This is a genomic window from Aquabacterium sp., from assembly GCF_036273115.1.
Lineage (GTDB): Bacteria > Pseudomonadota > Gammaproteobacteria > Burkholderiales > Burkholderiaceae_C > Aquabacterium.
The window spans coordinates 328,890-338,012 of sequence record NZ_DASUIN010000029.1 but is presented as its reverse complement, the minus strand read 5'-3'; the positions used below and the strand labels follow the sequence as shown (position 1 = coordinate 338,012).

General features: G+C 59.8%; 6 protein-coding genes and 1 pseudogene. 2 read left to right on the top strand and 5 right to left on the bottom strand.

All coding sequences use genetic code 11. From position 1 onward, the window contains the following. The 5 genes and pseudogenes from VFW72_RS14500 to flhD form a co-directional block, all read right to left on the bottom strand. Nucleotides 1-117 (bottom strand): annotated as a pseudogene (locus VFW72_RS14500) (two-component system response regulator); the annotation flags it as partial. Nucleotides 118-181: 64 nt separating this feature from the next. Continuing rightward, nucleotides 182-1,135 (bottom strand): flagellar motor protein MotB, encoded by a 954-nt coding sequence (motB, locus tag VFW72_RS14495; RefSeq protein WP_329675002.1) that lies wholly within the window; start codon nt 1,133-1,135, stop codon nt 182-184. A gap of 3 nt (nt 1,136-1,138) precedes the next feature. Continuing rightward, nucleotides 1,139-1,996 (bottom strand): flagellar motor stator protein MotA, encoded by an 858-nt coding sequence (gene motA, locus VFW72_RS14490; protein ID WP_329675001.1) that lies wholly within the window; start codon nt 1,994-1,996, stop codon nt 1,139-1,141. Between the two features lie 289 nt (nt 1,997-2,285). Beyond that, nucleotides 2,286-2,822 (bottom strand): flagellar transcriptional regulator FlhC, encoded by a 537-nt coding sequence (gene flhC, locus VFW72_RS14485; protein ID WP_329675000.1) that lies wholly within the window; start codon nt 2,820-2,822, stop codon nt 2,286-2,288. Nucleotides 2,823-2,867: 45 nt separating this feature from the next. Next, nucleotides 2,868-3,188, bottom strand: coding sequence for a flagellar transcriptional regulator FlhD (gene flhD / locus VFW72_RS14480; RefSeq protein WP_329674999.1), 321 nt, complete (start codon nt 3,186-3,188; stop codon nt 2,868-2,870). Nucleotides 3,189-3,520: 332 nt separating this feature from the next. On the opposite strand from flhD, the gene VFW72_RS14475 reads away from it, so the two are divergent. Further along, nucleotides 3,521-4,198, top strand: coding sequence for a transposase (locus VFW72_RS14475; RefSeq protein WP_329674998.1), 678 nt, complete (start codon nt 3,521-3,523; stop codon nt 4,196-4,198). 215 nt (nt 4,199-4,413) lie between these two features. Next, a complete protein-coding gene (locus tag VFW72_RS14470) occupies nt 4,414-9,114 on the top strand; it encodes a glutamate synthase-related protein (protein WP_329675021.1) in 4,701 nt (1,566 codons plus the stop codon). The last annotated feature ends 9 nt before the right edge of the window (nt 9,115-9,123 follow it).

Genomic DNA, 9,123 nt, shown 5'->3' with positions numbered 1-9,123 from the left:
GTCTTCGGCTTCTTCCGCGTTGTTGTAGCCAATCTCTTTCAGCAAACCGCGGACGATGCGGCGCATGGTGGAAAAGTCATCCACGATCAGAAATTTCAGGTCGGCTGGGCTGCTCATGGCTTGTCCTTGATTCAATCCGCGGTGTGGTTACGGGTCTCGACAAAAAATGTCGCTAGAGGCCTTATCGACCAACCAACGGTGGGCTTGAGCCCTTTGTGGGCGTTGGGTTGTCTTCGGCGGGGGCGGTCGAGTCGCTCTCAATTTGAGCGGCTTCAAACATGCGATCTTCTGCCGCGCGGTTCATCACGATGATGCTGATGCGGCGGTTCAGTGGGCTCATGGGGTCGTCTTTTTCGTACAGCATGCTGGCGGCCAGACCTTGCACGCGCAACACCTTGTCGCCAGACAAGCCTCCGGCAATTAACTCTCGCCGGGAAGCGTTGGCTCGATCCGCGGACAACTCCCAGTTGCTGTAGCCTCGCTCGCCCGCGCTGAAAGGTTTGGCGTCGGTGTGGCCTTCAATGGTCAGGCGGTTGGGGACCACCTCCAGCACGGCACCAATGGCGCGCAAGAGGTCTCGCATATAGCCTTGCACCTCTGCATCGCCACTGGCAAACATCGGGCGGTTCTGGTCGTCCACGATCTGGATCCGCAGGCCTTCTGCCGTCAGATCCAGTCGGATCTGGGATTTGTATTGAGCCAGGCGAGTGTCATTGGCGATGACTTCTTCAACCTTTTCCTTGACCACCTTCAGGCGCGCGGCTTCTGCGGCGGCTTGGGCGGCCTGGATGGCTTTGCGCCGGGCCTTGACCTCGGCCTGCTCGGAGGCCCCTTTTTTGACCTGACCCGCGCTTTCGCTGAGGTTGGTGCCGCCGCCTTTGATGAGCGAGGTGGCGTCGCCCGATCCGGCGCCGCCAAACATGGCCACCTTCAGGGGGCTGTTGAAGTAGTCTGCGATGCCTTTGCGGTCGCCTTCGGTGGTCGACCCCAGCAGCCACATCAACAGGAAGAAGGCCATCATCGCGGTCACGAAGTCGGCATAGGCGATCTTCCACGCACCACCGTGAGCGGCATGGCCGCCCTTCTTGATGCGCTTGATGATGATCGGTTGAACCTTCTTCGAATCGCCGGCCATGATTTACTTCTTCTTGACGTGGGCTTCGAGTTCCGCAAAGGTGGGGCGCTCGGTCGAGTAGAGCACCTTGCGGCCGAATTCAATGGCCACCTGCGGGGCGTAACCTTGCATCGAGGCCAGCAGCACGGTCTTCACGCACTGGAATTCCTTGGTGCCTTCGTCGAGCTTCTGCTCCATCAGGCCGCCTAGCGGTTCCACCACGCCGTAAGCCAGCAAGATCCCCAGGAAGGTGCCCACCAGCGCGGAGCCGATCATGCCCCCCAGCACAGCGGGAGGTTGGCCCACCGAACCCATGGTGTTCACCACACCCAGCACCGCAGCCACGATACCGAACGCGGGCAGGGCGCCAGCCAGTCGAGCCACTGCGGCCACCGGCGCATGGCCTTCGTGGTGATGGGTCTCGATTTCGTTGTCCATCAGGGTCTCGATTTCGTGGGCATTCAAGTTGCCGGAGACCATCATGCGCAGGTAGTCGGTGATGAACTCGATCACGTGGTGGTCGTGCCCGACGTTCGGATATTTCTTGAACAGCGCAGAGTTGTGCGGGTCTTCGACGTCCTTTTCGATGGACATCAGGCCTTCCTTGCGCACCTTTTGCAGGATTTCATAGAGCATCGCCATCAGCTCCATGTACCGATCCTTGGTGTACTTCGAGCCTTTGAACAAAGGCCCCAGGTTGGCCATCACCGCCTTGACGGTTTTGGGCTGGTTGTTGACCAGAAAAGCCCCGATGGCACCGCCACCAATGGCCATGATTTCGGTGGGCATGGCGTGAATGATCACGCTCATGTTCCCGCCGTGGATGATGTAGGCGCCAAAGATGCAGCCTAGACATACAACGTAGCCAATCAGGACGAACATGGTGTCTCTAACGCAATGGTCGAATCATGCTGACATCATCGGCATTTCCTGACAACGGGATGCCGTGAACAACGCCACGAGGTCCCCGCTTTTCTGTTTGTGAAAACGCTGGATGACACAAAAAAGCGGGCCCTGTGGGGCCCGCGAGAAAGCACACAACACTGTGCTAGGAGGAGACAAGCAAGGACGCTTCACTACCAAACCGTCCATCTGCTGTTTCGGCAGATGGCTGGACAACTTGAGCATCCATGCGTCGCAGATGGATGCGCAAACGTGACTTCCTTGGCGATCAGTGCATGTGCAGTGCGCCAGCGGCCTTGCCCTTGCCGGCGCGAGCGGGGGGATTGCACAGACCGCATACGAAGTGACGGGAAATTTCGTGTGGGTGGCTGACGAAGTGACCGCCGCACTTGGAGCACTTGGTCATGGTCAGCATGCCGTTGTCGATGAACTTGACCAGACGCCAGGCGCGGGTCACCGACAGCAGGGCTTCGAGGCCTTGATTCTGGGTTTGTTCCAGGTACAGCTGGTAGGCCTTGATCACGGTCTGGATCTCATCCATCTCGGCCGCCTTGTTCAGGTACTCGTGGATGTTGAGAAACAGGGAAGAGTGGATATTCGGTTGCCAGGTCATGAACCAGTCGGTCGAGAAGGGCAACTGGCCTTTCGAAGGCGACTTCCCGGCCACTTCCTTGTACAGGCGCAGCAAGCGCTCATACGACAAGTCGGTTTCCGATTCCAGCACTTGCAGGCGGGCACCCAGGTTGATCAGGGTGACAGCGGTTTCGATTTGCTTGGCTTCGGTCAACAGGCTCTTGGCGCGCATGGTGGGCTCCTGAACAAGAATGGGCAAGACGGTGGTGGCGTGGGCTCAGGCGGCTTCTTGGTGGCGGCCGGCCATCAGGATGCTGGCGTGCAGACGGGTCACGCTGTCGTTGTTCGACTTGCCGTGGTTGGTCAGCAGGTTCCACACCATGTCGTCGTCAATGCGCATGCGGCACAGCAGGGTGTTGCTCGAAGCGATCTTCATGATCTGGGCGGGCGACAGGGCAGCGATGGTCGCGGCGCTTTCTTCGGAGATGCCCAGGCGGAACAGAGCTTGCTCGCGGTCGGTGCGAATCAGGCTTTGTGCCAGCATCAGGTAAGACAGATTGGTTTCGCGGATTTCCATCAGGATTTGGTCTGCGTTCATGTCAATCTCCTTAAAACGATTTGGAAGGTGGTCTGTGCTTGTCTGTTTCATCTGCTGAATTCGCATCAGCATGAAACGGATTGTGAAGACCCCCCTTTTTTTTCTGAATAGGCCGCACGCTGTAATCCACGTCGGTTGCAGGCTGAGGGGCTTGTCAGAAAAAATCCGACACCGTGAAAGCGACGCCTCTTGAAGCGGGGTGAAACCGAACCAATTGACTGTCGGGTGTTCTCCCCTCAGTCCCGCCTGGTGGAATTCGCCTGTCGGGTTTGGATAATGGGAAGCTCGCACCCGATCAAACCCAAGCTGACTCAAAGGGAAGGACGACAGACATGGCCAGACAGGCCCGGGGTGGACTGGCCGGTGTGCCGCATCTGCTCACTCAATCCACGCATGAAGGCCAGACCTTGGTCCGTGACGATGCAGATCGCCAGCGTTTGCTGGAGATCTTGCGCATGGCTGCCAAGGATCATCGGGTGTCCGTGCATGCCTATGCCTTGACTGACTCGGGTTGGTCGGCTTTGGCGACGCCCTCGACCGACAACGGCTTGAGCCTGATGGTGCAGTCGGTGGGGCGTCACTACGTGGGTTACTACAACCGTCGTCACCAACGCCAGGGATCACTTTGGGCCAGTCGCTACAAATCATGTCCGGTGGCCTCGGCACAGGATTTGCTCGATTGCATGGTCCTGATCGAAGTCGCGAACCCCTCAGGGGCATGGTCCAGCGCCGCGCACCATCTTGGGCGCGGTACCGACCCGCTGGTCAGTGACCATGCCCAGTTCTGGACGCTCGGCAACACCCCCTTCGAGCGCGACGCCGCCTGGAAGCGCCGCCTGGAAGAGGGCTTGTCGCCCTCTCGGAGTCGCGCCTTGCACGACGCGGTGGCCAAGGGCTGGGCGGTCGGGTCTGCGCCTGACATTGCCCGCCTGCAGACTGCCACGAGCCGGCGCTTGACACCGTCGCGTCGGGGGCGCCCTCCCAGAGAGCAGGAACCGCCTCAGGTCTGATGGTCTGTCCCTAATTTATTTGTAAGGAAGAATGCGCATTCCGTAAATATGGTCTGACCCTATTTATTAATGCTTGAAAACCCTGAGAATCAGGAGTATCCTCGCCGGTCCCCGTGTTGTTTTTCCACACTAACATCTGGAGCGCCCACATGACCCAGGCGACTTCGGGAACGACGTTCCCCATTCATTCCGTGTCCGACGCAGCCGCCACTTCCATGGCCACCCGTCAGGAAATTCAGGCTGCAGCCGAGCACGGCATGTACGTCAACGCTGAACACGACGCCTGCGGCGTTGGTTTCGTGGCGCACATCAAGGGCCAGAAGGCGCACAGCATTGTTCAGCAGGGTCTGAAGATCCTCGAGAACATTGACCACCGTGGCGCCGTCGGTGCCGACCCCCTGATGGGTGACGGTGCCGGTCTGCTGATCCAGATTCCCGACGAGTTCTATCGCGCCGAAATGGCCAAGCAGGGTGTTGAGCTGCCTCCACCCGGCGAATATGGCGTCGGCATGATCTTCCTGCCCAAGGAAAGCGCTTCGCGCCAGGCTTGTGAGCAAGAACTCGAGCGTGCCATCAAGGCCGAAGGCCAGGTGCTGCTGGGTTGGCGTGATGTGCCTGTGGACCGCGACATGCCCATGTCGCCGCTGGTTCGCGAAAAAGAGCCTGTCATCCGCCAGGTCTTCATCGGTCGCGGCCCTGACATCCTGGTGCCCGATGCCCTGGAGCGCAAGCTGTACGTCATCCGCAAGACGGCTTCCAGCAAGATCCAGAGCCTGAACCTGACCCATGGTTCCGAGTACTACGTGCCCAGCATGTCGTGCCGCACCATCATCTACAAGGGTCTGCTGCTGGCCGATCAAGTTGGCAAGTACTACAACGACCTGAAGGACGAGCGTGTCGTGTCGGCACTGGCGCTGGTGCACCAACGCTTCTCGACCAACACCTTCCCCGAGTGGCCTCTGGCTCACCCCTACCGCATGGTCGCTCACAACGGTGAAATCAACACCGTCAAGGGTAACTTCAATTGGATGCGTGCTCGCGAAGGCGTCATGAAGTCCCCCGTGCTGGGCGACGACCTGAAAAAGCTGTACCCCATCAGCCTGGAAGGTCAGTCTGACACCGCCACCTTCGACAATGCGCTCGAACTGCTGGTGATGGCTGGCTACCCCCTGGCGCAAGCCGCCATGATGATGATCCCGGAAGCCTGGGAACAACACAGCACCATGGACGAGCGCCGCCGCGCCTTCTACGAATACCACGCTGCCATGATGGAGCCCTGGGACGGTCCTGCCGCCATGGTCTTCACCGATGGTCGCCAGATCGGCGCCACCCTGGACCGTAACGGCCTGCGTCCCGCTCGTTTCATCATCACCGATGACGACGTGATCGTGCTGGCTTCGGAGTCCGGCGTGCTGCCCATCCCCGAGAACAAGATCGTCAAGAAGTGGCGTCTGCAGCCCGGCAAGATGCTGCTGATCGACTTCGAACAAGGCCGCATCATCGAAGACGAAGAGCTCAAGGCTCAATACGCTTCGGCCAAGCCTTACCGCCAATGGATCGAGAATGTCCGCATCAAGCTGGACACCATCGATGCCAAGGGCAGCGCTGGCGAGTTCTCTGAATCGCTGCTGGACCGTCAACAAGCCTTCGGCTTCACTCAGGAAGACATCAAGTTCCTGATGGCCCCCATGGCTCAGAACGGCGAAGAAGCCACCGGCTCCATGGGCAACGACTCGCCCCTGGCCGTGCTGTCTGAAAAGAACAAGCCGCTGTACAACTACTTCAAGCAGTTGTTCGCCCAGGTGACCAACCCACCGATCGACCCCATCCGTGAAGCGGTGGTGATGTCGCTGGTGTCCTTCATTGGTCCCAAGCCCAACCTGCTCGACATCAACGCGGTGAACCCACCCATGCGTTTGGAAGTGTCCCAGCCCGTGCTGGACTTCGACGACATGGCTCGCCTGCGCAACATCGAGAAGCACACCGGCGGCAAGTTCAAGCCCTACGAAATCGACATCACCTACCCAGCTGCCTGGGGTCACGAAGGGGTGGAAGCCCGTCTGGCCTCGCTGTGCGCTGAAGCCGTGGAAGCCATCCAGTCCGGTCACAACATCATGATCGTGACCGACCGCAAGATGGACCGCAACAACATTGCGATCCCTGCGCTGCTGGCCCTGTCGGCCATCCACCACCACCTGGTTCGCAAGGGCCTGCGCACCTCGACCGGTCTGGTCGTGGAAACCGGTACCGCCCGCGAAGTGCACCACTTTGCCGTGTTGGCTGGTTATGGCGCCGAAGCCGTTCACCCCTATGTGGCGATGGAAACCCTGGCCGAAATGGCCAAGGACCTGCCCGGTGATCTGTCTGCCGAGAAGGCCATCTACAACTACACCAAGGCCATCGGCAAGGGTCTCTCGAAGATCATGTCGAAGATGGGCATCAGCACCTACATGTCGTACTGTGGTGCTCAGATCTTCGAAGCCATCGGTCTGAACAAGGAACTGATCGATAAGTACTTCCGTGGCACCCCCACGCAAGTCGGCGGCATCGGTGTGTTCGAAGTGGCTGAAGAAGCCATCCGCAACCACAAGGCTGCTTTCGGTGACGACCCTGTGCTGGCCAACATGCTGGACGCTGGCGGCGAATACGCCTGGCGTACCCGCGGCGAAGAGCACATGTGGACGCCTGACGCGATTGCCAAGCTGCAGCACTCCACCCGTGCTGGCAAGTTCGACACCTACAAGGAATACGCCCAGATCATCAACGATCAGAGCAAGCGCCACCTGACCCTGCGTGGCCTGTTCGAGTTCAAGATCGATCCCGCCAAGGCCATTCCTGTCGAGGAAGTTGAACCCGCTTCGGAAATCGTCAAGCGCTTCGCCACTGGCGCCATGTCGCTGGGCTCCATCTCGACCGAAGCCCACTCGACCCTGGCTCTGGCCATGAACCGCATCGGCGGCAAGTCCAACACCGGTGAAGGTGGTGAAGACGAGCGCCGTTATCGCGACGAAATGAAGGGCATCTTCATCAAGGCCGGCACCAAGGTGTCGGACGTGGTTGGCGCCTCGCGCATCGAAGCTGACTACGAGATGAAGGAAGGCGACAGCCTGCGTTCCAAGATCAAGCAGGTGGCATCGGGCCGCTTCGGTGTGACCACCGAGTACCTGGTGTCGGCTGACCAGATCCAGATCAAGATGGCTCAGGGTGCCAAGCCCGGTGAAGGCGGTCAGTTGCCTGGTGGCAAGGTGTCCGAGTACATCGGTAAGCTGCGTCACTCCGTGCCTGGCGTGGGTCTGATTTCGCCACCTCCTCACCACGACATTTATTCGATCGAAGACTTGGCTCAGCTGATTCACGATCTGAAGAACGTCAACCCCAAGGCTGACATCTCCGTCAAGCTGGTGTCCGAAGTGGGTGTGGGTACCGTGGCAGCCGGTGTGGCCAAGGCCAAGGCCGACCACATCGTGATCGCCGGTCATGACGGTGGTACCGGTGCATCGCCCTGGTCCTCCATCAAGCACTGTGGCACCCCATGGGAACTGGGTCTGGCTGAAACACAGCAAACCCTGGTGCTGAACCGCCTGCGCGGTCGAGTGCGCGTGCAAACCGACGGTCAGATCAAGACCGGCCGCGACGTGGTCGTGGGTGCACTGCTGGGTGCTGACGAGTTCGGCTTTGCGACCGCGCCGCTGGTTGTCGAAGGCTGCATCATGATGCGCAAGTGCCACCTGAACACCTGCCCGGTGGGCGTGGCCACGCAAGACCCTGTCCTGCGTAAGAAGTTCTCTGGCAAGCCTGAGCACGTTGTGAACTACTTCTTCTTCGTCGCCGAAGAAGCACGTCAGATCATGGCTCAGTTGGGTATCCGCAAGTTTGACGACCTGATTGGCCGTGCTGACCTGTTGGACATGAAGAAGGGCATCGAGCACTGGAAGGCTCAAGGCCTGGACTTCAGCCGCGTCTTCGCGCTGCCTCCCGTGCCTGCCGACATTCCCCGTCTGCACACCTCGACCCAAGACCACGGTCTGGACAAGGCTCTGGACGTTCGCCTGATCGAGAAGGCCAAGCCCGCCATCGAGCGTGGCGAAGCCGTCAAGTTCATGGAAGTCGCCAAGAACGTGAACCGCACCGTCGGCGCCATGCTGTCGGGCGAGTTGATCAAGCACCATCCCGATGGTCTGCCTGATGACACCGTGTTCATCCAGATGGAAGGCACAGGCGGTCAATCGTTCGGCGCGTTCCTGGCCAAGGGCATCACCATGTACCTGATCGGTGAAGCCAACGACTACACCGGCAAGGGCTTGTCGGGTGGTCGCGTGGTGGTTCGCCCCAGCATCGACTTCCGTGGCAACGCTTCTGAGAACATCATCGTCGGTAACACCGTGCTGTACGGTGCCACCAGCGGTGAGGCCTTCTTCCGCGGCGTGGGCGGCGAGCGTTTCGGCGTGCGTCTGTCGGGTGCCACCGCAGTGGTGGAAGGCACCGGTGACCACGGTTGCGAATACATGACCGGCGGTACCGTCGTCGTGTTGGGCAAGACCGGCCGTAACTTCGCTGCCGGTATGTCCGGCGGCGTGGCTTACGTCTTCGACGAAGACGGTCAGTTCGCCAAGCGCGTCAACACCGCTCAAGTGTCGCTGGACAAGGTGTTGCCTTCTGCTGAACAAGTTGAAGCCGGTATCCCACAGCACAAGGGTCAAACCGACGAAGCCTTGCTCAAGAAGCTCATCGAAGATCACCACCGCTGGACCGGATCGCTCCGTGCCCGCGAGATCCTCGACAACTGGTCCACCGCCATGGGCAAGTTCGTCAAGGTCTTCCCGACTGAGTATCGCCGTGCCCTGACCGAAATGGGCGCCAAGCAAGAAGCCACGGCCGCTGTTGCCAAGGCCAAGTCCACCAAGGCCAAGGCCTGATCAGGACGT

Bases quoted from the DNA above. Each gene is read 5' to 3' on its own strand.
- VFW72_RS14475 (WP_329674998.1), top strand. From the start codon at position 3,521: ATGGCCAGACAGGCCCGGGGTGGACTGGCCGGTGTGCCGCATCTGCTC.
- VFW72_RS14470 (WP_329675021.1), top strand. From the start codon at position 4,414: ATGGCCACCCGTCAGGAAATTCAGGCTGCAGCCGAGCACGGCATGTAC.
- motA (WP_329675001.1), bottom strand. From the start codon at position 1,996: ATGTTCGTCCTGATTGGCTACGTTGTATGTCTAGGCTGCATCTTTGGC.
- flhC (WP_329675000.1), bottom strand. From the start codon at position 2,822: ATGCGCGCCAAGAGCCTGTTGACCGAAGCCAAGCAAATCGAAACCGCT.
- flhD (WP_329674999.1), bottom strand. From the start codon at position 3,188: ATGAACGCAGACCAAATCCTGATGGAAATCCGCGAAACCAATCTGTCT.
- motB (WP_329675002.1), bottom strand. From the start codon at position 1,135: ATGGCCGGCGATTCGAAGAAGGTTCAACCGATCATCATCAAGCGCATC.